General features: G+C 52.2%; 18 protein-coding genes and 1 pseudogene. 7 read left to right on the top strand and 12 right to left on the bottom strand.

Annotated elements, in window-relative coordinates; translation table 11 throughout:
* Positions 1-121: 121 nt before the first annotated feature.
* Positions 122-277 carry a hypothetical protein gene (locus tag AC3WK8_RS01155; protein ID WP_207245029.1) on the top strand — a complete coding sequence of 52 codons (156 nt, stop codon included), beginning with the start codon at positions 122-124 and terminating at the stop codon, positions 275-277.
* Positions 278-358: 81 nt separating this feature from the next.
* Here AC3WK8_RS01155 and AC3WK8_RS01160 read toward each other — a convergent pair whose 3' ends face one another.
* Positions 359-649, bottom strand: coding sequence for a hypothetical protein (locus AC3WK8_RS01160; RefSeq protein WP_103324374.1), 291 nt, complete (start codon positions 647-649; stop codon positions 359-361).
* Between the two features lie 233 nt (positions 650-882).
* Here AC3WK8_RS01160 and AC3WK8_RS01165 point away from each other — a divergent pair, with 233 nt between their 5' ends.
* The gene (locus AC3WK8_RS01165) at positions 883-1,437 is read left to right on the top strand and encodes a helix-turn-helix domain-containing protein (protein WP_146043244.1); all 555 of its coding nucleotides are present in this window, start codon (positions 883-885) and stop codon (positions 1,435-1,437) included.
* Positions 1,438-1,487: 50 nt separating this feature from the next.
* Here AC3WK8_RS01165 and AC3WK8_RS01170 read toward each other — a convergent pair whose 3' ends face one another.
* Positions 1,488-1,709: a hypothetical protein gene (locus tag AC3WK8_RS01170; protein WP_256592250.1), complete on the bottom strand. Its 222-nt coding sequence runs from the start codon at positions 1,707-1,709 to the stop codon at positions 1,488-1,490.
* Here AC3WK8_RS01170 and AC3WK8_RS01175 point away from each other — a divergent pair.
* A pseudogene (locus AC3WK8_RS01175) lies at positions 1,632-2,783 on the top strand (ISL3 family transposase). The gene AC3WK8_RS01170 and the pseudogene AC3WK8_RS01175 overlap by 78 nt on opposite strands.
* 122 nt (positions 2,784-2,905) lie before the next feature.
* Here the strand turns inward: AC3WK8_RS01175 and AC3WK8_RS01180 are convergent.
* A complete protein-coding gene (locus AC3WK8_RS01180) occupies positions 2,906-3,685 on the bottom strand; it encodes a YfbU family protein (RefSeq protein WP_146043245.1) in 780 nt (259 codons plus the stop codon).
* Between the two features lie 208 nt (positions 3,686-3,893).
* Between AC3WK8_RS01180 and AC3WK8_RS01185 the strand changes: the two genes are divergently transcribed.
* Positions 3,894-5,207, top strand: a complete 1,314-nt coding sequence (locus AC3WK8_RS01185; RefSeq protein WP_103324447.1) for a PDDEXK-like family protein — start codon at positions 3,894-3,896, stop codon at positions 5,205-5,207.
* A 267-nt stretch (positions 5,208-5,474) separates the two neighbouring features.
* Here the strand turns inward: AC3WK8_RS01185 and AC3WK8_RS01190 are convergent, their stop codons facing one another.
* Genes AC3WK8_RS01190 through AC3WK8_RS01210 form a run of 5 tightly spaced genes read right to left on the bottom strand, consistent with a single transcriptional unit; the run spans position 5,475 to position 11,254 of the window.
* On the bottom strand, positions 5,475-6,365 hold the full coding sequence (locus AC3WK8_RS01190; protein ID WP_103324377.1) for a hypothetical protein: 891 nt from the start codon (positions 6,363-6,365) through the stop codon (positions 5,475-5,477).
* A 2-nt stretch (positions 6,366-6,367) separates the two neighbouring features.
* Positions 6,368-7,492 carry an AAA family ATPase gene (locus AC3WK8_RS01195; RefSeq protein WP_158250049.1) on the bottom strand — a complete coding sequence of 375 codons (1,125 nt, stop codon included), beginning with the start codon at positions 7,490-7,492 and terminating at the stop codon, positions 6,368-6,370.
* A gap of 5 nt (positions 7,493-7,497) precedes the next feature.
* Complete coding sequence (locus AC3WK8_RS01200; RefSeq protein ID WP_103324379.1) at positions 7,498-9,000, bottom strand: FtsK/SpoIIIE domain-containing protein; 1,503 nt, start codon at positions 8,998-9,000, stop codon at positions 7,498-7,500.
* Complete coding sequence (gene dndD / locus AC3WK8_RS01205) at positions 8,997-11,060, bottom strand: DNA sulfur modification protein DndD (RefSeq protein ID WP_103324380.1); 2,064 nt, start codon at positions 11,058-11,060, stop codon at positions 8,997-8,999. Before dndD (AC3WK8_RS01205) ends, AC3WK8_RS01200 begins: the two co-directional genes overlap by 4 nt.
* Entirely contained in the window at positions 11,057-11,254 is a 198-nt protein-coding gene (locus AC3WK8_RS01210) for a hypothetical protein (protein WP_103324381.1), read from the bottom strand. Before AC3WK8_RS01210 ends, dndD (AC3WK8_RS01205) begins: the two co-directional genes overlap by 4 nt.
* 405 nt (positions 11,255-11,659) lie before the next feature.
* Here AC3WK8_RS01210 and AC3WK8_RS01215 point away from each other — a divergent pair, with 405 nt between their 5' ends.
* Complete coding sequence (locus AC3WK8_RS01215; RefSeq protein WP_146043246.1) at positions 11,660-12,466, top strand: HNH endonuclease; 807 nt, start codon at positions 11,660-11,662, stop codon at positions 12,464-12,466.
* 13 nt (positions 12,467-12,479) lie between these two features.
* Positions 12,480-13,571: a DGQHR domain-containing protein gene (locus tag AC3WK8_RS01220; protein WP_103324383.1), complete on the top strand. Its 1,092-nt coding sequence runs from the start codon at positions 12,480-12,482 to the stop codon at positions 13,569-13,571.
* A gap of 28 nt (positions 13,572-13,599) precedes the next feature.
* Here AC3WK8_RS01220 and dndE read toward each other — a convergent pair whose 3' ends face one another.
* Genes dndE through dndB form a run of 4 tightly spaced genes read right to left on the bottom strand, consistent with a single transcriptional unit; the run spans position 13,600 to position 18,551 of the window.
* On the bottom strand, positions 13,600-13,947 hold the full coding sequence (gene dndE, locus AC3WK8_RS01225; RefSeq protein WP_103324384.1) for a DNA sulfur modification protein DndE: 348 nt from the start codon (positions 13,945-13,947) through the stop codon (positions 13,600-13,602).
* Positions 13,944-15,929, bottom strand: a complete 1,986-nt coding sequence (gene dndD, locus AC3WK8_RS01230; RefSeq protein WP_103324385.1) for a DNA sulfur modification protein DndD — start codon at positions 15,927-15,929, stop codon at positions 13,944-13,946. The genes dndE and dndD (AC3WK8_RS01230) overlap by 4 nt, the downstream gene beginning before the upstream one ends.
* 2 nt (positions 15,930-15,931) lie before the next feature.
* On the bottom strand, positions 15,932-17,422 hold the full coding sequence (gene dndC, locus AC3WK8_RS01235) for a DNA phosphorothioation system sulfurtransferase DndC (protein WP_103324386.1): 1,491 nt from the start codon (positions 17,420-17,422) through the stop codon (positions 15,932-15,934).
* Positions 17,423-17,450: 28 nt separating this feature from the next.
* Positions 17,451-18,551: a DNA sulfur modification protein DndB gene (gene dndB / locus AC3WK8_RS01240; RefSeq protein ID WP_103324387.1), complete on the bottom strand. Its 1,101-nt coding sequence runs from the start codon at positions 18,549-18,551 to the stop codon at positions 17,451-17,453.
* 887 nt (positions 18,552-19,438) lie between these two features.
* On the opposite strand from dndB, the gene AC3WK8_RS01245 reads away from it, so the two are divergent.
* Positions 19,439-19,744 carry a hypothetical protein gene (locus AC3WK8_RS01245; RefSeq protein ID WP_103324388.1) on the top strand — a complete coding sequence of 102 codons (306 nt, stop codon included), beginning with the start codon at positions 19,439-19,441 and terminating at the stop codon, positions 19,742-19,744.
* Positions 19,745-19,753 lie beyond the last annotated feature (9 nt).

Below are 19,753 nucleotides of genomic sequence, written 5' to 3' on the forward strand. Positions count from 1 at the left end.
GCCTTCTGTGTGGAGTGAAGCTGAATGATGCGATGCGTGCAGCGGCGATGTAACGGTAGCGTCCTCGACTCAAAATCTTGTGCTACCTCGGCGATGCAATCTGTGCATGAAGCGGGGCAAGATGACCGAGGACCACCTGTTTGTAGCTCCAGGTCACCGCCAGATGGTCGAGCATGACACCCAGGACTCGCTCACCAGCATCGTGTACGGCAAAAATGCGCGCTTCCACGACTACTTCGACCGTGGTATTGCCCGCATGAAGCTGGCTGCGGCCTAACATCTGCAGGATGACAAAACCCGGCATCGGCCGGGCTTTTTTGTGCCTGCTGTTTGCATACCTGCGTCAGGCCGTGCGGCTCTAGCGGAGGCCTTTGACGAGCTCGCCATAGTCCTTCACCACCGCAGTCCCGTAGCGGTCGCTCAGCTCAATCTCGATGTTGTGCGTGGCGCTGATGAACTGGCGACCGCACGTCTCTTTGCGGCATCGGTAGCGGTCCGCTGTCCCCGGGATCAGGATCGCAAGCGCGCCGCATTTGCACGACAAGCACAGTTTCTGGAGGTGTGGCAGGGCGTTGGCCATGTTTTCTTCGTGCGTGTTCAGAACGCTCTCAAGGCCTGGCCAGATGGTGGTTAAGACGGATTTGATCATGGACGTGGCGCCGTTCCGATTGAGATATGAAAGATACCGACAAGGGTATCAATCAGCCAGCATTATGGCGGTCAGCCCGGTACCGTCTGGGTTGTGCCATTCGTCGCAAAGCCGCGAGTCTGCCGCTGTAGGTAACGTTCAACCTAACAAAGCAGGACAGCAGTATTGAAGCGGCCCTCCAAGTCAGTACACTATCCCAGCAGGACAAACACAATCCCGTCAGGACATAGCCTATGCAATTCACATCCGCTCCACCGCAACGCTCCGCAAACTACTCCACCGTCTGTCTTCTCGCTCTCAAGGACGTGAGGTTGGAGCGTGGATTCCATCAGTCCCATCTCGCCCAATTTGTCGGGAAGACCCCAAGCGCCTGGGCCAAAATCGAGAACGGCCAGTCCCCACTGCAGGTCGACACCCTGTTCGGTGCGTGCCTGGCCATGGGCATCAACCCTAGCCAGTTCCTCGCTGTGGTTGAGCGTATTTGCCAGTGCTTCAACTACCAGAACTGGTATTTCTACGCTTCCGACTTGCAAGGCGAGGACGAACTACTCCCCTTGGTGCAGGAGTACTTCGCCAGCTCTGGCTTCGAGAACCTGAAAGCGCGTCCGGCCGACCGACTGACTGTCCAGGGCTTCGCCAGCAGCATCAGCTCGATCGTGCTGCCCACGATTGTCCGCTACTGCTGCTTCCCAGAAGTGAAAAAGTGGATTGACGATGGCGCTCCCGGGATCAACATGTTCAACATGGTCACCACTGCGACTGCCGGCGTCCATACTCCGTCGATCTGATCAGCGCAGTCCTAGCAAGCCCGCCGCTCGGTGGGCTTTTTTTTGGTTCTTCACGGAATCTCGGGAAACTCAGAAACAAAAACGCCGATTTGATAGATGATGTTCGTGCGAGCAAACAAATCTAAAAAACCGGCGTTCTTGTGCGCGATATTAATACTTTTCTTCCTTTCTGGGACGGCTTTTCTGTCGTCACGATCAAGTCCGACGGCGACGCCCTCCAACTCGATCTCATTCCCCTGGCCAATCGGTTCCCGTCTTGTGGCGGCTGTCACAAACCCTGTTCAACCAATCATGAGTATTGCAGGCGGGTCGTTCGTGACCTGCCGATCCTGGGGCGCGCAGTGCGTCTCAACGTTTTGCTCCGGCGGGTCAACTGACGTGACTGCGGCAAACGCATGGAAGTGGTTAGCTGGCTGGATCGCTACGCGCGCATGACGCGGCGCCTGGCAGAGGCCGTCACTCAAGCCTGCGAACGCCTTGCGACACTGCATGTGGCGCAGTTGTTCGGGCTGCACTGGAGCTGTGTTCGGTTGCTGGAGCGGCGCGCGTTGCAAGTGACCTTGAGCGCGCTCCCCAAAGCCCAGCCACGGCGACTGGTGATGGACGAGTTCGCACTGTTCAAAGGTCACCGTTATGCCAGCGTGGTGCTGGACGCGGATACACGACGAGTACTCTGGATCGGCGAGGGCCGCAGCCGGGCAGCGATCAGGCCATTTTCCGAGGAATTGGGGCCAGAGGGATGCGCTCGAATTGAGGCCGTGGCGATGGACATGAACACCGCGTTTGACCTGGAGGTTCGCCAACACTGTCCCAAGGCGCGAGTGATCTATGACCTGTTCCATGTAGTGGCCAAATATGGTCGAGAGGTGATTGATCGTGTTCGGGTTGATGAGGCCAACCGACTGCGTCATGACAAACCGGCTCGTAGGGTCATCAAGCAAGCCCGCTGGTTGCTGCTGCGCAACCCGCAGAACCTGAAGCAGCCGGAGCAGCAGGTTCGCCTGCAGGATTTGCTGGCCGCTAACCAGTCGTTGATGACGGTGTATTTGATGAAAGCTGAACTCAAAGCGCTGTGGTCACCGAGTAGTGCTTGGGGCTGGAGATCGGCCTGGAAGCAGTGGCTGCGTCATGCTGATGAAAGTGCCATCCCCGCGCTGATCCAGTTTGCCAGGAGGTTGAAAAAATACTGGCGAGGCATCGTAAGTCGAGTTCGCTGGCCGATGCATACGGGGTAGTTAGAAGGAATAAACAATCGGATAAAGGTCATCAAACGGGTGGCCTACGGTTACCGGGACAGCGAGTTCTTCTTCATGAAGATCAAGAGTGTCTTTCCCGGTAATCCGTGAAGAACCTTTTTTTTGCCTGCAGGCTGGGGGGCTTACAGGCTGTTTGGCTCGATTCACTCTGTATGGCGATGATTCTCGCCTAAAATGATGTCCGGGGTTAGTAGACCACTACATCCGGTGCTCTACGAAAGGTCGGACTGGGTTCTCCTTCTCATCTCATTCAATGCCAGAAACTCCCCGATTGCGATGTTGGCGCGTTGCAGCGTGAACGTACGGACCTCTTCGGCGGAGGGGCTGCGGTCAATGAGCAAGGGGACAAGGCTTTTGTGGTAATTCAGCTTTTCCAAATAGTGTTCACTTGAGCCTTGCTGACCACACCTAAGGTCGCGCCCTTTGAATCGCGGGAACTTCTGCATTGTATTAATGATGAAGTCCGCAATTTTTATGAAGTCGGTTTCACTTTCTGCGTCAAAGCCGGAAAATTTGAATTCCCGTGGCGGCGCAGTTTTTCCCGTCTGGCGCAAGGCTATCTCACCCTCTGTTTCCGCGAGTACCACAGCCATTTGCTCCTCATCAAAGCCTTCGAGGGTGTGCTCAAACAGGTCCCACATCTCCAGCGTTGCCAACACGAACCGGGCATCAGTGATTGATGTGGTGGGTTCTTTGTTGAGAAATGCGCCCAATTCAAGGTCAACAATCCACTCATTGCCGGTCTTGAGGCCGTTAAGAATAAGGTCGGTCTGAGAGGTTGATGACCCCACATGAGCGAAAAGGTCACCCATGAGCTTGATCAGGGTTCTTTCTCCATCACTGAATCTTGCAGGGTGGTTAAGCCCATGGCCAATCAACGCCCGAACAGCCTGGGCTCGTGACACACCCGCCATCTGTGTATCACGCCAGCGGTCAATGGCGGTGGCCGTTTCTTCATCGAGTCGCATTTCAAATCGTTCAGTTTTAGACATGCTAGAAAGCGCCTACATACGGATAATGTACGTAATATATACTGCCGTACAAAATACGTACAATGCAATATTTGAGTCGATCCAGATAGCCATGCAGGTGATGGCATATATATGGCACAGTGCTTGAACTGGGCTATGGACGGGCCTGCCGGTCCTTGAAGTGACGTCCGGCATTTGTAATCAATACTTGCCCACCGTAGAGGTGAACGTGGAAGCGACGGAACTGTACGCATTCTTGAGGGACCCTAAGCTGTTGGAGCTGATGGAGCTCAACAAAACCGTCGACGACGTTTTTGAGGTGACGAAACTTCTGGAGAACCAGAACTCTGAAGTGCTTGCTTGGTGCATGAACCCCAATGAAGGCCATTCCCAAGGCGACGGGGTAATCAAGGACTTCCTAGAAGCAGCTCACGCCGCCAGCGATGGCTGCACCTATGACAACCGCAAGTTTTTTGCGAAGTGGACGCCGGGGAAAATTCGCACCAGCAGCTTCGGTGCGGCCTTCGTCACCCGCGAGTTCAGTATCAAAGTCGACAAAGGCACCGCCAATGGCAGACTGGATCTGTTTCTGGTCGACCCGGTGAACAAGATTCTGGTCGCGATTGAAAACAAGGTGAAAGCATCGCTGACGGTGCAACAGCTCGAAAAATATGTACGTGCTGTCAAGGATCAAATCAGCACTCGTAGAGTGTTTGCCGATTACGACCTAGCTTTCATCGTGCTCGATCAGGACCTTGAGAGATACAAGGAAAAGCAGTTGCTGGAGTTGGGCAAACGCTGGGCGCTTCTCGACTATCGCTGGCTGGAAGCCTCCGCTAGCCGGGCGCGGTTCCAACTGAGCCGGGGTAATAACTCCGCGCAGTTGCTGATTGCCTATTGCCAAAGCATGACGCGGTGGCAAAGCCCGACCAGCGAAAAAATCTCGGACCTTGCAGCGGATTTGGTCCTGACTCATCAGGCTGTGATCAGTGCAATGCGCGCGTCGAAATACAAGCCGCTGAACCAGTGGATACCCGCCACTGTCCAGGGGCACCTGGGCGAGTTGACCCTGTTCGTCGCCCAGCATCACCACGTATGCGACAAGCTACTGAGCGTACGGGGCGTGGCCAGCCTAGTGCCCATGTTGCTCAAGGCCATCCCAACGCTCTCAACCGAGCTGGTTGATCAAGGTATTCAATGGATCTCAATAACACCGCCAGAAACCCTGGGGCTAATGCGTGATGAAGGCTGGCCGGTGTACGTCACTATCTATCGGGTGGCCAAGGTATCGAAGCCATCGGTGCCCAAATACAACGTAAGGCTAGTCTGGGATAAAAACGAATTCGATGTGGACAAAGTCAGGGAAAACTCCCTGCGGCTTCACTTGAGCAAAAGCTTCCCAGGGTTGGAGAAGTTTGCTTCCTCCCAAATGCGCCGAATCCTGTTAGCTGAGCATGTAACGCCAATGCAGGCGATCGACTCTGCCACGAAAATCATGAAACTTCTATCTGCCCAGATAGCCAATTGTCCCGGGTTGGATTAAACCGATAAGGAGGCAAATCGAGCCGAGCTCAGCCTTATTTGCCTCACAACCGCTCTAGCTAAACCCTCCCCCTGTAGTGAAATAATGAAACCGGACACCCGTTTAGGCGAAAATGATCGCCAGATAGAGGTGTCTGATGACCAAACAACATCGTTCCTTTACAACCAACTACATCGCTAGGTTGTCCAGTGAAGGTTTTAGGGGGCAATTTCAGGAGACGCAGCTCGGTTGATCACTTCGGCAATCGGTGCACTGTTAACACTCCGGTCAATACACATCAAAACGATGCCTTGCTCTTTCCAAGACTTGCGCTAACTCATGCGGTCGACGGCTTGTAGCCTCCTGTAGCGCTGCAAGTACCCATTTTATGTTTGCAGTAAGACCCAGCGCATGCGTCAGACGCAGCAGAAGCCGCTTGGTGTCGACATAACGTAGGTAGAAGGGCAGCTGCTCCGAAGGAGCCACAGGTAGTCCTGCCTTTATCTGCTCGACCAGCGCCTGCACCTGGGTCGCCGCTGCAACTCCAGGTGGGGTGAGTTCTGCAAGCTGCCGACCCACCTCAGCTTGCACCCTTTGGGCATTTGCATCGCATAAATAGCCTGCAGCTACAGCCGCTCCCGCCTCATGGCTACCGGCCAAATACGGGGCGATATCAAGCAGCAATGCGCACTCCGCAAGTGTTTTTTCCAAAGCAGCACTCATCTGCGCCGTTGTCGCAGGCGGCCGTCGCGAACAAGCCCTCACCAAATGTCCGAGCAGATCTGGATCAAAAAGGTAGGCTTCAATTTCCCAGAGCGAAGCCACATGCACTTGGTCGTTGAGCGTAGTTGCCTCAAAGCGGTCCTGTTCTTGCTCATAAAGTGCCGCCCAATTTCGCTCTCGAAATAGAACATCACGATCTACGATCCCGATTGCAGGCACACCATCAGTACTACGACTATGTTCAACTGCATTCGCAACACTCGTGCAGCCAGCCCCGGCCACAATGTGGCCAGCCTCAACGAAATCGAACACTTCCTGCTCGGCAACGAACCACTGCGATGCGAAAAGCGCAACATCGTCCCGCCCCTCCAACACGACTCGGATCAAGTTAGATTGTTGCGCCTCAATCTGCTGCAGCGAATCAAAATCGTCGAACGACTGCACTTCAATCGACATGGTCACACCTTCAGCTTCGGCTTGAGCAGTGCGCCACCCTTGACCAAACCCGGCTCATGTAGCTTGGGAGCAAATACGCGTAACGAGTCGACCTGATGGGATGTCATAACGAAGGACACGCCTTGGTGCTCACAAGCCCATTGCTTAATTATGTTAATCAAGCGCCGGCGCATAACCAGATGTAGATGCTGTTCAGTCTCATCAATCAGCACTATGGTCGAACCTGTTACGTGGCTGGCAATTCGAACAATCAGCTGAACCAATTGACGCTCCCCACTACTAAGCTGATCGATCCGATGAGTACCGGACTCCACTTCAACGGGGACAGAGAGACTCGGTCGGTCTACCGAGCCAAGACGCTTAACCCCTCGGAAAACTAAACGATTAACTAGCTCGCGGCATTCTTCTTCACGGCCATCGGCCAACCACGCGAACCAAACAAACAGGTTATCAATCGACGCATCCCAGCTCTGACCATCAGCGCCAAAGCGGTGCGCTGCTCGGTAATACAAACCTGCGGGCCGTGCAATGGCACGAGACTCATCTGGCGGCCGACGGATTCCGCGATCAGAGGGGAAATACAGCACCGATGGATAACCATTAGCCACATCAAATAATGCAGCAGGCGGTTCACCAACGCGTTCTAAAATAGCTTCAGAAAAGGCGATTGCCTCTGGGTCCGACTCAGCGCTACGTTCCAATCCAGGCCCGCTTATACGCGAGCGGTAAGAGAGTACAATCTGTTTCTCAACACCAGCTTGAGCGAGCTCATCGTCCTTCCAACGCTTGAGCAAGCCAGGGCGACCAACCGAAATGGACAATAGATATAGCTTGGAGCGGCTGCCATCATCCAGGGCCACGCGAGCATCCAACTGTAAACCACCGGATTTACGATCAATGTCGTCAATACCAGTAGAGCTATGCTCCCGCGCGTCGAGTAAGCGCATACCAGTATAAATCGCCTCCAGCACAGTTGTTTTACCAGCGCCATTGGTGCCCATGATCATGAACACATTGGTGGGCTCGCCCTCTTCGTTGCGGAAGCGGAATGAACGCTGACCACGTAGTGCCCCCAAATCCAACAGTGTCAGTTCCATCAATTCAAAACGGGTGGGTCTGAGTGTCATGTAATTCATCTGCTCCGTGATGCTACTGCAGTCTTGACGTCAGTAGTGGTAACTCTTACACCGTGCGCACGCTGGCACTGCCTACCCGGAAGCTTGATCAGCATGTCTCCACGCATCAGCAACTTCTCAGCACCCGCTTCATCAAGAATTATCCGAGAATCAGTCGCTTTCTGAACGGTCAAAGCGATGCGTGCGGGCACGTTGGCCCGAAGGAGCCCAGAAAAAGTCGCTGCCTCCGGACGCTGAGTAGCCAACAATAGGTGAATGCCAGTTGCCCGGGCCTTTTGTGCCAGGCGAATCAGCGGCTCCTCCCCTCCTGTACGGCCCAACATAAAATCTGACAACTCATCAATAACTACTACCAGTCGCTGCAAAGGTGCTCCTGCCAACTGAGCCTCTGCAATGTTGCGCGCTCCATACTCGCGCAACAGTCCCTGGCGCTGTTCCATTTCGTCCACAACATCACGTAATGCCACAACGGCTTGGGCCATGTCTGTAATAACTTTCCCAGTACGCAACCCTGCATAGCCATTAAAGTCGGCAAAATCTACGCCCTTAGGATCAATCATCAGCAGCTCTGGTGGCCGCGAAGAGATGACTAGAGAAAGCAAGAGGGCGTTTAGACAAACGCTCTTTCCACTACCTGTGGCGCCAGCGATAAATAAGTGCGGAGCCTCAGCTAGATCAAAGATTATCGGTTGCCCGAGCACATCCACTCCGGGTGAAACCGGCATGGCCTCCTCGCGATTGGCCAACGCAGCTGTAATCAATGGCCATGAGACTTCGTGCCAGTGGGCGGCAGGTCGTGGCACATCGAGTACCACGCGACGCTCTCCAAAATCCTTGGTTAGGGCAATCCCCGTATTACCTAATCCCATGGCGAAGGCCAAATCATCTAGACCACGCTTAAGGCGCTCGTAATCTTCTACTCCAGCTAGAGTCAACTGGAACCGAGACAAACGCGGTCCTTCTAGAACTTCGGCTGCGGGCGTGGCGGCGACTCCGAGCTGCTGCAGTCCCTGCGATAACATTGCAAAGTCGACAGCGCCGCGATCGCCTTCTTTACTCTCAATGCTCTCGGAGTACCCCGCATCAAGATACAACTCATCCAACAGATAGTCGTAAAAACTACGCCCCGACGTCCATGCTCCACGCATTGACTCGAGCCCTCGCCGAGCATGCCGTTGTACCAGCTCAACAAAGCGGCGATCACCATCAAACAGTTCTACGTTGTGCACAACACTGAAGAGCATCCTGAAGGCATCGTCAAAGTTCTGCGCTTCCTCTTTTCCCCAGCCTGTTATTTGCTCTAGGTTAAGTTCACTTCGAGATCCACCTTTAGCTGAAGGCGGTCCGTATCGCTCCTCTGGCTCGCCATCAATTTTGAGGGACCGAGCGATAGCAAAACGAATCAGCCACCATTTGTGGCCCCCGGGTGCTGCAAGCCCCACACTGAGAAGCTCCTCCATGAAAGCCTTTTCCTCTGCGGAAAAATACAGGCTAATCATCGTGTTGATATCCCGTCGTAACGCTTAGCGTCAATTTGTACGATCCGCGCTCGCGTACCGCCTTCATTTTGAATCTCGTAGCGTCGGCGGATAAAACCATCCAGGCTGCGAAGTACATCTTCATCCATCTCGCTATTGGTGGGCAGCAGCACTAGTGGTTTTCCAGCATTAGGGAAATACTCACTCATAAGCAAACTACGATTCTCGCGGTCTATTCGCCCCAACGGCGTGTCGATCATCACCGGCAACTCCCGAGCAGACTCATCCCGCAATGCCCACAGCATGCCCATCGCGACCAACTGACGCATACCCGCAGAAATGCTCCTGCGTGCTACCTCGTCTCCTTGTTCATCGAAGTACCTCATGACGAACAGATCATCGAGCGTGACGGATTTAATCAATTGGCTCGGTGCCAACAGTACACTTATACGCTCGTTCAAGTGGTCCTCAACAGATTGCCTGATCTGCATCCGCTTTTTGTCCCGGAAAAACTCCAAAGCGCGCCTGACTCGGAGACTCAACTGATAGGCGCGATTCTCCTTAGTAACTGTCGAATGGCGCTGCTCGCACTGGCGGATACGCTGTCTGGCTTGCTCAGCACTTTCGGCAGTTTGAGCCTCCTTGATCCGCAGCTCCGCCAAAGTCTCTCGGTAGGCCTCTATTTGCCGACTCAGTGCCGCAATCTCTGTGCTCAACTCATCGAAACGATGCTTGGCCCCTTCCGTGGTCAACTCGGCTTCTTCCAAATCGCGCCTAGCCTGTTCAGCTTCTTGTGTCAGTGAGCGCATCCGACGCAATTGCTCGGTTTGCGCTGCAACAAGAGCCGGTCCACGCTCGGCCCAAACAAGATAACGATCACGGAGTGCTTTGACCTGCTTTGGGCTGACAGCCAAGAGCAATGGGCTCACGCATGCATCCGCAGAGAGTCCGCGCTGAGCTAGAGCTTGTTTTATCGCATCAGAAAACGCTTGGTACTGCGAAGAGGAAAGCTCGACCGGCGGTTCCAAATGGGACAAGCTACTCCGCAGTGCTTGCGGCAATTCCCCATGGAGCTTATTTGACAACGACATATCCGTGCTGGAAGTCATCTGCTGATCTAGCAACTGGTAGACCTGTCTAACAATACCGAGATTGACTAGCCATGGAGCCTCGGGCGGTAAAACTTCACACAAATCGGCATTGAGCTTTTCGCGCTGCATATCAAGGATCGCAATCCGATTAAGCATCCGGCGCTGCTCCTCCTCAGAAATCCCTGTACGAAGCCCGTCACGGTGGCTATCCAACTGTTCTTGCTTACGCGAAAGTTCTTCGGACTCAGTTTCTGTTTCTATGCGTAGCCGATTCAAGGACTCGATCTTGGCTTCTGCCTCTCGCAAAGCGTTCTCGGCTTGTACGATCTCATGCTGCACTTCTGTGGGAAGACCCGCACGACGTTTGCTCTTCGAGTATGAGTCGAGTTCGCGAAGGAGATCAGTGATAAAAGAGAGCTTTAGAAGCCGTTCAATCTCCCCCCGCTCTCGCCCTTCCTCTGCGTCTGCAAACGACTGCACCTGCTCACCATCAAAAAAGTAGAACGGCACGATCTCGCTTGGTGCCAAGCTTGCAAGAAAGGCACGGGATTCACTATCTGTAAGATGCTGACCCGAATGAGTAATGATCAGTTGATCAGTAAACGTGGTGTTTGACGTGCGGGAAAAGACTCGCTCAAGAGTGGTGGGTTTTCCATCCTGAACCCAAGAGAGCTTAACGCGTGAACGATCGCTAATATCACGAGCGTGCTTATTGAAAACCCCGTACCATCGGCCCGGCTGCCCTAGGACAAAATGTTTCGGAGACAGGGCGATTCCACCGAACCCCACACGCCGGATCTCTTCATTCTCTGGACCGAGAAATAGTAGTTTGATGGCGTTGAGCAAGCTGGTTTTGCCGGCACCGTTCTGACCAGAAATGACGACAATGCTCCGATCTCCATTGCAGTCACGCAAATCGATTGTACTTTTGCCCTCGTAGGCAAAAATGTTCTCGACCTCAATGGACGTAAATTCGATGGCCTGGCTCATGACTGAGCCCGCTGCTGGGCCGCCTCATCCAGAATAAGCGCTATTCGACGCGAAAAATCGGTTTTGGACCCATATGCAGCAAAACCGGTAAAGTTTTCGGCTACCCCCAGAAGCTCTTCGAGTAACTCCACGGGGACGTCAAACTCCGCTGCTGCTTCGGCGATGAGCTCCCGTTCCCTGTTTTCTTCGGCCATTGCCCCCCCTTGCCAATACCAAACCACGTGGAATGCATTTCTAGCTGGCCTGCAACCAGCGCTATCTGATTGCATAGAATGAGGACGAAACGGCTCTGCTGCAAGCAGAGCCCATCTCTGCATACTTCCTCATCGCCCCAGCTGTCATTGCACCTCGGACGTTGCATTCGTACCAACCTATCCGCAAGTATGACCGATGCCGCAACGGGAGCAGCACCTCCGCAAGTATCAATCCACCTAGACTCAGATTGCGGCCAACCTAGCCTCACAATAATATACTAGCTCGAAAACCTATAATTTATAGTGAACAGCTGAATTTATGGTCATAACTGTTCAGATATAGCGCGTAAGAAAACCCTGCTAAACCAGACGTTCAAAATAGTTTATTTTCGGAAAATCAAATAAATGGCACTATATAAATTCAAGCCAACAACTTCCGGGGAGCATCTCTTCAGCTATATAACCACAAACTTAATTGGCCGAAAAAATATAAACCAGGTCTATGAATTAGAAGCATTACAAATCGGTGGAAGGCAGCACCAGCTATCCACCTACTACATCGGTATATTAACAGCCAACATCTTGACTCGCTGCCTAAAAAAAGCAAATAGAATAGTAAGCATGTTTGAGGACGAGCGAGAACATCAAAAGCTTATAATTCAATACTTCCAAAGATCGCTCGAAATCCCTAGAACCCCATATGGAGCAGATCTCGACAGACTAGCGACATTAACTCTAGAAGCCGAAAAAAAATCTAGAAAAGGCATAATATCCTCGATTCGAAGCCAATTTAGTACAACAAAGGTTAACTACTGCTATATATGCGGCTTTCCCGTCTTCGAAAAACCCCTTGAAACGCAAGTTAAAATGCAACTAGAGCACATATGGCCGCAAAGCTTTGGCGGAGATAGCATTGCAGAAAATTTACTACCCGCCTGCCCAACATGCAACAATGAAAAATCAGACATGCTTTTGTGGCAGAACGCTCACATACATTCCTTCACTCTAAAACCAGATCCCTCGCCTCAAGAACTGGAAAATATTGGAAAGAGATTGAGAATAGCTCAGCATCGACGAGACATATTCGAATATGCAAGCATGAACAGAACGACACTGAAAGACGCCGCCCTAGCAATCGGCAGCGTCAACATCAGCGAAATATCCGCCATAGACAGGGATGACGCTGTAGATTTCTTCAACTTTAGTTTTTAGAAAGGAAAATATCATGGCTTACAGCTGCATCGTGTTTTCACAACGCACTGATGAAAACTCTCCAGAGTTTTGCCTTTTCGAAGCTCCCGTCAAGGATGTAATCTCATGGAGTACAATCCCAACCCTTACACCTGAAAACAATGACGGCATCCAACGCCCACTAAAAGACAATAAAGTAAAAGCAATCAAACAATTTCTGGAAAGCGACTCTAGAAACACAATCCCAACAGCAATAGTAATTACAATATCGAGAGATGCCTGCACAATAGAAAATAGCCAGATCACTATAAAACCGGAAGAAAAAAACAACATTCTAGTTATAGACGGACAACATAGACTTTGTGGGTTAAACGCATTCAATGAGAAAACACGTGTTCCAATTGTTGCAATATTAGACGCATCCCATGAGGAGCGTGCCTTTCAGTTTATCATAATAAACAACAAAGTTACTAAAGTAGCCCCCGACCACATTCGTGCCCTCACCCTTAGACTCACAAGAGAAGAAGACAAAGTAGATCTGGAGAATAGGCTTAAGACGTCTAGACTGTCACTTAGCCCTAACCTAAGTTATGTAGGCCTAGCTAACGACTTGGACGACAGCCCATTTAAAGGAATAATTTCCCTTCCCAACATGCCAGAAGATGACAGAAAAGTTGTCCCCGCAGCAATTGAGGCATCAATTGCTTATATACAGTCAAAAAACATAAAGGAGTTTTCTGGCGAAGATGCCGCGTACGACTTCTTTATAACAATTTGGGACACCATTAAAAACTTCTGGCCAAACACGTTCCCCAATGAGAGGAAGCTCGTCAGCAAAGTCGGAATTGTGTGCTTAACCAGATACATAACAGATGCGATAAATCTTCTCTCTGGATATCCGGGAAATAGTATCGATATTGCCGACTCAGAGTCAGTATCTGCCACTGTAAAAAATATTCTCAAAACACAAACCGAAGAATTTTGGCAAGCAGAATGGAACCTACAAATCGCAGACAACCGGACAGTCCGGGACGCGATCCAAGATGCACTTACGACCATTCATCAAAACACTCGTTACAACAACCCCTGGTTCAACGATATACCATTTATAAAAAGCTTAAAATAGAAAAAAGAGGGGGAGGTCCCCCCTCATTTCACGAGAATATCGATCCATTATCCTGAGACATCATTAGCGATAGCCCTCTATGGATATGCCGAACCAAAATATCCTTCACTTCAATCCCCTCTCCATCCCCGCTGCACAAAAGCGAGGACAAGACTAAATTCACATATAAGTCTTCATTACCGCCAGTCAAAGTACGCCAATCTATCTCAAGACCACCAGCGAAATTAAAATTCTCATTTGGGGGCATTGAGGAGTGCCTCAAAGATAGACACAAAGCATGACGACAAATCGAATTGTAGTGCTCAATTCCTGTCCTACGCTTTAAAGTTGATAGCTGATTTTTCGCAGCAGCCGTCAAGCGAATTCGATCAATCATGCCAAAACTTCCAACTGAAGGTTCTGAGCTGCGGCGCTGGCAATACTGCGACGACTATCATCATCAAAAGTCAGGGCATACTCGCGGCTCATATGTTGTTCCAAAGCAGTATGTACACTCCCCTCTACCTCTTCATCTGTAGAAAGCACTAGCACCTGATGCGAGATCTTGGCAAAGAAATTATGGATCAGGGCCTCACGGTGCTTGCGATCCAAACGTGCTAGCGGAGTATCTACCACGACAGGGAATCGTCCTTTACGTTCGCGAATCAATGCACTCAGCACGGCAATCGCAAGAATCTGCCGCTCACCAGCGGATAGGCGCTCCATCGGCAGGCTATATCCGTTCACATCTTCGATGGAGACTGCATAGGTCTGCGGCTCGACCAAAACTCGAGCAATCAGATTGCGTTTACGCAACAGCAGCTTGAACTCAGTAGTAATCATGTCCGACAGCCACTGCGCCTTAGAGGCCAGTAATCGGTCGCGAAAGACATTCAATGCCGCCTTTGCCCTGTCGGCAGCCCCCAGAGCCTTGAGCTGAAAGGCATTTTCCTTGAGCTCGGCACGGGCTCGCGACAATGCAGCGTTATAGCGAATCTCAAAATGCGCTTGCTTACTACGTGCTTCTTCCAGTTCACGCCTCAGCTCTTGAAGCTGCCCTTCACTAGTAGATACAGCCTGGGTGTGTTGCTTCATGGCTTCGAACACTGCGCCGAGCTGCTCATCCGCGGGAATTTCATCCACTGCGCTTTGGGCTTTTTCCATCGCCTTCTGAGTGGCCGCAACGGCCTCTTGCGCTTCCTTCAATTGCTGCTTGACCTGCTGCAGACGAGGTTCGATTTCAGCTGGATTACCGCCCGGGAGCAACGCTTGTGAATGTTGCTTAGCGGATTGCAAGCTCTGCAAATCGGCTGCCAGTAGCTCCGCCATAGTAGATTGGACCTGCGGAGCTTGGCGGGCGAGCGACTCTAGAATGCGCTGATCACGCTTACCAAACTCTTCGACCAACAAGTGGGTGTGTTTGGATTGCTGGTCTTGCTGCCACTGCTCCTTATAGCGATCCCATAGCGGTCCCAGCCAAACCAGCGGCAGCAAGGGATCCTCCAGCACCGCGATCAGAGCGGCACGTGCTTGCTTGTGTTGCTGCCCGCACAGCTCGGCCCGCGCGCGCAGACCACCAGCTTGTTGATAAGCCTGCAGACCACTGCGCTGGGCCTCAGCGGAGAATCTTTCAAGTTTGAGCTGGGCATCATCCAATTCAGTTCGAACGTGCGCCTGGCGCTGCAGCAACATTTCGATGCGCTGCTCAAGTTCCTTGAGTTGAAGTTCGTAATCATCGGCCTGTTGCTGATCCTCACCAGCATCTCCTGAAGGAGTTCTCTTACTTGCACGACGCTCTACGGCCTTCAGGTCACCTGCAAGGGCATCAATACCGCCCAACCCCAAAAAGACCTCTGTAGCCCGACGCAACAACGCAGGCAGACGCTCAGGGTTAGCCAAGGCTTCAATCTTTTCACCGTCAAAGAGGAACAAATGAACAAGCTCTACCGGCAGAATGCCGTTAATAAAGTCATCCCATTCTTCAGCCAGCACCAAATCTTCGTGACGCCCAGCAAATACGCGGAACTGCTCACGATACCCCTTCTCCTTCGGCAGCCACTCACGGCGGATGGTCAGAGCTTGGGTTTGATCGCCCACCTCGATACTGAGCTGCATTTCGATCCGTGCAGGCCCCGTGGCATCATTGCGCTGCAGACCGGTAATCAGTTGTTCATATTCAGAGCGACGCGCCAAATTAATAGCTTTGTAGCCATACAAGCCGATCTGAAGCGCAGTGAGCAGTGTGGTTTTTCCACTCCCATTGAGGGCTTTGATCAGAATAACGGGGCGTTTGGCATGCACCCTAAGATCGAAGCTCTGCTGCTCGCGAAACGGGCCGAGATTTTCAATAGAGATCTGGTCAATGGTTAGCTTAGCCATGCTTACTTCTCTTCCGCCTCTACCGTTGCCAGTGGAATAAGCTCTAGTTCTTCGCCTGCGTTAGGCTCTTCCTTACCATCTTCTTGGTTTCTTTTGGCAAACTCCAATGCCTCATCTTCAGTGCGGAATGCATGGGCCTTTAGCACCTCCTCCAACCGATCCAAATGCTGTGAGCGCTTCTGTGTTTGCATTGATTGGAACTGCACAGCAAGCAAGTTGCGCATTAGCTGATAAAGTCGCTCGCCAGCCTCGGGATCGAGTCCGACCGCCACCTCGTTCAGCAAGGCCAAGTCTTCCGGCTCTAATGGAAGCGGTTCCATCGCCCGACCAGGGTATGGCTTCTGGAAGACGCGCTCGTATATTTTGGGCAGCAAGTCCTCAATCTCACCCTTCTCCTCAACCCATATGCGTCGGATGGCATCTAGCTCGTCGATGGAAATCAGCTCAATCTGATCATGCCCCGGAACTTCGGCATCACGTACAGCGCGCTGAGTACACAGCAACTCTTCCAGCAGCTTGGCTCGGTAATCTTGCATATAGGGGCCATGAATCAGCTCCGCTGTCTCGCCTTTTCCCATCAGCTTCACTCGACCGTTCATGCGTTTGAAGTCACGCATATCCCAGTCCTGCACGCTGAGGTAGTTGTTGCGGAAGTCCAAGATCGGCTTCATCCAAGACTTCTGATCGTCATTCTGGATCATCGCTTGCATGGATTTGTCCTGCGATACCATGGTGCAGACGTAGCAACCAAAGCGGCTATCGCCGCAGCTCGGGGTGGACTTATCGACCACTACCGGGCACTCGGCGTCCGGCGTTGCGCCTTTGTAGATGCTGAACAGCTCCTGGTTATCTACACCCCAAGGGTTTTCATCGGTGAGGACATACATCCACACGTCATCGCTGGTCCACGTTTCGATGGGTAGGTAGACCCAGACACGTGATAGCTTAGGGTCACGGTTGCGGCTAAGCCGATCACGCGTGCTGCCACTGTAATGATCTATCACCTTGTCGCGTGCCTGGCTTTCGCCACGACGCTGGCCCAGCACTAAAATGGCCTCGTTATTGGCCTCGGACAGCTCCTGAATGAACTTGGTGGAAGCACTAATCTTTAGACGATCAGTGCACCAGCGGAAGCGATTGCGCGGCGCCGGATAGCCCTTGCCGATCAAATTGACCCAGAATCGATGCTCTAAGCTGGGGGTAAGGCGGTGCGGATGAATAGGTAGCCCCTGACGCTCGGCTTCAGCCTTCATACGCCTAAGCGACGATTCGACCCAGGCTGCAATAACCGGATTTTCTACCAGGGTGTCGGTACTGATAACGTGAATATCTTTAACTCGCTGCTCTTCCGGCAGCGCCGCAACAGCTTTCCAGATCAGTTGCAGAGAGGCCGTCGAATCCTTCCCACCGCTGTAACCGACAATCCAAGGCAAGGAGTCGGAACGGTAGAGCAACTGAATTTCTTCGATGATAGCCTCGGGGGGAGTGTTCATAGTGATGTCCGGTAGATAGCGTGTGGCCTTACTGACGGGCGGCAGTGAAGGCGCTTTCAATAACTTGTTCTTCGGGGGTCAGTGATAACCCCAGCGAACGTTTGATTTGGTTGCATGTCAGCGTGATGTTCTGACTGTTTTTGGCCATCCGCCCCCCGATCATGGCGCGTCCTTCCCAAGTCGAGACATTGGTGCGCGCCCAGTCAATGTCACGCAGCTTCTCGAGTACTGAATTGAGATCGGTGTTACCTGCATTGGCTTGATATATGAACTTGCCCACACGCCCTAAAGCATGCAGCACAATAGCGTGCGAATGGATGAAATCCTGGCGCACCTCTCCAGCGGTCATACGTCCTTCACGCACGTAGATCCACTCTGGAATATGTTCTCCGACGCCCCCCCAGAACTCATTGCATTTCTTTGAAGCCGCCGCAAAGTCTTCGAACTCTTGCTCACTGAGCATTTCCAGAATGGCGAAGTGCAGAGCGCTGAGAGTGAACAGCTTGCGCGAACGCTTAGAGAGTGAGGAACGCTCCGTCTCAATCAAATTGCGAAACACTTTTGAGGTAAGACCGAGATGCTTAGCCAAGTTTGCAGCTGCATTGCGGTGGTCGTAGAGAACGCTTAGAGATGGCGACGGTTTCACTGCATGTCGATTGAGATCGGCAAACATTTGCTGGCAGCGCTCAAGCCCTCGGTCGTGGAAGAAGACTACGGCGATGGTCTCGTCACCCAACTCCGGTTTTTCTCCGAGGGCTTGCTCGATAGCCGCGCGGCGATGCTGGCCATCGTTGACGATGAACTTGGCATCCATGTCTACAGTCAACGTACCCATCCGAAAATGAGCAGTATCACTGCTGCCCACAGGCTCAAAGCTTACCTTGCCATCGATGGACGCAGTGATGGCCGAAAAGGTATAGCTATCGGTGTTGGCAATGATGTAGCGAGCAATTTCAGGTACGCGTGATCGATTGATTGAGCGCTGAGCCCTCAGCTCGGGCATGAGCTCCTCGTTATCGAAGACAAACAGCTTCGCCAAGAGCCGCAGTGGGCACATAGAAACGTAAAATTCCCGCCCCGCTTGTACGCCGCGTATGGCAGGGAATGTGTAGGAAAATGGGCTGGTCATGCGCAAAACATTAGCATGTTTGTGTAAATACAGACAAACAGACGTTATTCAAAAGACGTACATCGGGACGTGCCGCTGTGAGGATCCCAGCTTGCATGTCCTGTGGGCTGTGCGCTGTGCGCTGCCGATTACCTAACGCGGCCCATACATAGCTACCGCCAAAAACGGATGCTTTGAAATATTTTTACGCCTAACCGGCAAGTTATTCAGATTAAACATCAACAAGGAGGGAAAATTTCCCGTCTCGGGGATCGGGGAACATTCTGGGCCCCAGAAAATGGGATAAGGAAAGCATGTCCTCCGCTCATAGCACAGCGGAAGACATGAACCGCTGTCCGCATCAGTCACGGATAGCGGGATATCAGATATCTCCAAGGGGAGGCATGATGCCAACGAAGTCTCGGAGCAAGCCTGAGTAGGATAACAAATTTTATTTGAGGCACCCGCGAGGCCGACGAACTACTTCTACCTTTCAGCCCCTCTCTGTTTGGTAACCTCCGATCTCACCTCATACTAATGGGCCACATCGCGGTAAACGCTGGCTCTTCAGCTTGAACGCTGGTTCTCACGGCAGCAGCATTTTGAATTTATTTTTCATAGTAAGAGATCGACATCATGACATCTGTCAGATATGGCACAGGCCAGCCTGAAGTCCCGAGATACCGACACGTGAAAGCAAAATTCTTGCGCATCCGTAAGGATTCGGCAGCTCGTTGGGTTTCCATTTATGAGGTTCTCGGCGGTTATCGCCGAGTGCATTCAATCTAAGCATCGATCCCCCATAACGCTACTGCATCTGGACGGATCTGTAAGCACTGACCGATGGCCAGGCGGCCAAGTTTTGAGCGTCTAAACTTGATTCTTGTGTTGACAGAGGCTCGGGTGGGATGAAAATCACTGGACGTGTAGAAGCCGAAATAGTGACTGACGTACGTTGCGACGTATGCAATTGTTCTACACGTCTGGTAAGCGGCAACCTGGAGTATGGAATACTCCATGCGCATTGGGGCTATGGAGCGCTGCACGACGGCGAACGCTATGAAGTGCATCTGTGCGAAACCTGCTTCTTCAGGAGCATCGCTTACCTCAAGCAGGAGCGGCGTACGGCAAACATGTTCGAGGATGACCCGCAACGGCCCTATGATGATTTCGGGCTGGCTGCCAAAGACGACTTTTTCCGTGATGGTCGCTGACCGGTGGCC

The organism is Pseudomonas sp. FW507-12TSA (assembly GCF_058781435.1).

Coding starts and splice junctions, on each gene's coding strand:
- AC3WK8_RS01155 (WP_207245029.1), top strand. CDS start 122: ATGACCGAGGACCACCTGTTTGTAGCTCCAGGTCACCGCCAGATGGTC.
- AC3WK8_RS01160 (WP_103324374.1), bottom strand. CDS start 649: ATGATCAAATCCGTCTTAACCACCATCTGGCCAGGCCTTGAGAGCGTT.
- AC3WK8_RS01165 (WP_146043244.1), top strand. CDS start 883: ATGCAATTCACATCCGCTCCACCGCAACGCTCCGCAAACTACTCCACC.
- AC3WK8_RS01180 (WP_146043245.1), bottom strand. CDS start 3,685: ATGTCTAAAACTGAACGATTTGAAATGCGACTCGATGAAGAAACGGCC.
- AC3WK8_RS01190 (WP_103324377.1), bottom strand. CDS start 6,365: ATGTCGATTGAAGTGCAGTCGTTCGACGATTTTGATTCGCTGCAGCAG.
- AC3WK8_RS01195 (WP_158250049.1), bottom strand. CDS start 7,492: ATGACACTCAGACCCACCCGTTTTGAATTGATGGAACTGACACTGTTG.
- AC3WK8_RS01200 (WP_103324379.1), bottom strand. CDS start 9,000: ATGATTAGCCTGTATTTTTCCGCAGAGGAAAAGGCTTTCATGGAGGAG.
- dndD (WP_103324380.1), bottom strand. CDS start 11,060: ATGAGCCAGGCCATCGAATTTACGTCCATTGAGGTCGAGAACATTTTT.
- AC3WK8_RS01210 (WP_103324381.1), bottom strand. CDS start 11,254: ATGGCCGAAGAAAACAGGGAACGGGAGCTCATCGCCGAAGCAGCAGCG.
- AC3WK8_RS01215 (WP_146043246.1), top strand. CDS start 11,660: ATGGCACTATATAAATTCAAGCCAACAACTTCCGGGGAGCATCTCTTC.
- AC3WK8_RS01220 (WP_103324383.1), top strand. CDS start 12,480: ATGGCTTACAGCTGCATCGTGTTTTCACAACGCACTGATGAAAACTCT.
- dndE (WP_103324384.1), bottom strand. CDS start 13,947: ATGATTGATCGAATTCGCTTGACGGCTGCTGCGAAAAATCAGCTATCA.
- dndD (WP_103324385.1), bottom strand. CDS start 15,929: ATGGCTAAGCTAACCATTGACCAGATCTCTATTGAAAATCTCGGCCCG.
- dndC (WP_103324386.1), bottom strand. CDS start 17,422: ATGAACACTCCCCCCGAGGCTATCATCGAAGAAATTCAGTTGCTCTAC.
- dndB (WP_103324387.1), bottom strand. CDS start 18,551: ATGACCAGCCCATTTTCCTACACATTCCCTGCCATACGCGGCGTACAA.
- AC3WK8_RS01245 (WP_103324388.1), top strand. CDS start 19,439: ATGAAAATCACTGGACGTGTAGAAGCCGAAATAGTGACTGACGTACGT.